This is a genomic window from Streptomyces sp. NPDC058751 (genome assembly GCF_042746485.1).
Lineage (GTDB): Bacteria > Actinomycetota > Actinomycetes > Streptomycetales > Streptomycetaceae > Streptomyces.
Map to the genome: position 1 here is coordinate 1 of NZ_JBHYPZ010000100.1, position 2,177 is coordinate 2,177.

Here is a 2,177-nt window from a genome sequence, read left to right on the forward strand (position 1 = left end):
GGGTTGAGGGGCTGTCGGCTCGGGCGGTGGCCCGTGAGCTGGGGATTTCCAGAAACACTGTGTTGAGGGCTCTGGCCTCGGACCGCCCGCCGCGGTATCGGCGGGCGCCGAAGGGTTCTGCGGTGGACGCAGTGGAGCCGGCCGTACGGGAGCTGCTGAAACGGACCCCGACGATGCCCGTCACGGTGATCGCGGAGCGGATCGGCTGGGAACGGGGGCTGACGATCCTGCGGGAGCGGGTGCGTGAGCTGCGGCCGGCTTATCTGCCGGTGGACCCCGTCTCGCGGACGGTCTATGAGCCGGGTGAGCTCGCGCAGTGTGACCTGTGGTTCCCGCCCGTGGACATCCCTCTCGGTTACGGCCAGAGCGGGCGTCCTCCGGTGCTGGTCATCGTGTCCGGTTACTCGCGGGTGATCACGGCTCGGATGCTGCCCTCGCGGCAGACGGGCGATCTGATCGACGCCCACTGGCGGCTGCTGACCGCCTGGCAAGCGGTGCCGAAGATGCTCGTCTGGGACAACGAAGCCGGAGTCGGCAAGGGACGCCTGACCAGCGAGTTCGCCGCGTTCGCGGGCCTGCTCGCCATCCGCGTGCACCTCTGCCGGCCCCGGGACCCGGAAGCGAAGGGCCTGGTCGAACGCGCGAACGGCTACCTTGAGACCAGCTTTCTGCCCGGCCGTCTGTTCACCGGCCCGGACGACTTCAACGCCCAGCTGACCGCCTGGCTGCAGGTCGCCAACCGGCGGCATCACCGTGTCATCGACGCCCGGCCCGTCGACCGCTGGGAGAGCGACCGGGCGTCGATGCTCGCCCTCCCGCCCGTCGGGCCGCCCCACTGGTGGCCGCTTCGCACCCGTCTGGGCCGTGACCACTACATCCGGTTCGACACCAATGACTACTCCGTCCACCCTCGCGCGATCGGCCACATCGTCACGGTCCGCGCCGACACCGAGGAGATCACCGTGACCTGCGGCGACGACCTGGTGGGCCGCCATGCCCGCTGCTGGGCCAGGCATCAGAGCCTGACCGACCCCGAGCACGCCGCGGCGGCCCGAACCCTGCGCGGTGAGGTGATCCACCAGCAGGCAGCCCGAGCGGCCTCCGCCAAAGCCGCGGCCCTGGCTCCCGACAGCCTCGGCATCGAGGTCGAACAACGCGAGCTGGGCACCTACGACCGCATGTTCACCCTCATCGAGGGCGGCGGCGGGAAGGAGGACACCTGATGGCACGCCCCACCACTCCCGCGAGAACGCCTTCCACGGCCGACGCGGACAAGGCCGACGGCCCCGGCGCCCGCACGGGTCGGCAGACCGCCGCCGACCTGGCCTTCCTCGCCCGTGCCATGAAAGCCCCGGCGCTGCTGGACGCCGCCGAACGCCTGGCCGAACGCGCACGCACCGAATCGTGGACCCACACCGAATACCTGGTCGCCTGCCTGCAGCGTGAGGTTTCCGCGCGGGACTCCCACGGCGACGAGGGCCGCATCCGCGCCGCCCGCTTCCCCGCCATCAAGACCATCGAGGAACTCGATCTCACCCACCTGCGTGGTCTGACGCGCCAACAACTCGCGCACCTGGGAACATTGGACTTCATAGCCGCGAAAGAGAACGCCGTCTTCCTGGGACCGCCCGGCACCGGCAAGACACACCTGGCAACCGGACTCGCCGTGAGGGCCTGTCAGGCCGGCCACCGGGTCGCGTTCGCCACCGCCGCCCAGTGGGTCGACCGCCTCGCCGCCGCGCACCACAGCGGCCGGCTCCAGGACGAACTGGTCAAGCTCGGCCGCTACCCGCTGATCGTGATCGACGAGGTCGGCTACATCCCGTTCGAGGCCGAAGCCGCGAACCTGTTCTTCCAGCTCGTCTCGAACAGATACGAAAGGGCCAGCGTGATCGTCACCTCGAACAAGCCCTTCGGCCGCTGGGGAGAGACCTTCGGCGACGAGACCGTCGCCGCCGCCATGATCGACCGACTCGTCCACCACGCCGAGGTCCACTCCCTCAAAGGCGAGTCCTACCGCATGAAGGGCCGCGACCTCGGCCGCGTCCCCACCGCCACCAGCTGACGAACAACCGAGGCCGCACAGTGGCTCACGATTGAACCGTTCAAACTGGTCCCAAATTCAGCCGTTGCCGACACGGGCCTGGTCGTGTCCAGCGGACCGCTCGCCGGTGTGG

At 69.7% G+C, this 2,177-nt stretch carries 2 protein-coding genes; both read left to right on the top strand.

Going from position 1 to position 2,177, the window contains the following annotated elements; translation table 11 throughout:
• Nucleotides 1–1,223 (top strand): IS21 family transposase (gene istA, locus ACFW6B_RS41055; RefSeq protein WP_386605044.1); only part of this gene is annotated, 1,223 nt, incomplete at its 5' end.
• On the top strand, nucleotides 1,223–2,065 hold the full coding sequence (gene istB / locus ACFW6B_RS41060) for an IS21-like element helper ATPase IstB (RefSeq protein ID WP_386605046.1): 843 nt from the start codon (nucleotides 1,223–1,225) through the stop codon (nucleotides 2,063–2,065). The genes istA and istB, both read left to right, overlap by 1 nt.
• The last annotated feature ends 112 nt before the right edge of the window (nucleotides 2,066–2,177 follow it).

Coding starts and splice junctions, on each gene's coding strand:
- istB (WP_386605046.1), top strand. CDS start 1,223: ATGGCACGCCCCACCACTCCCGCGAGAACGCCTTCCACGGCCGACGCG.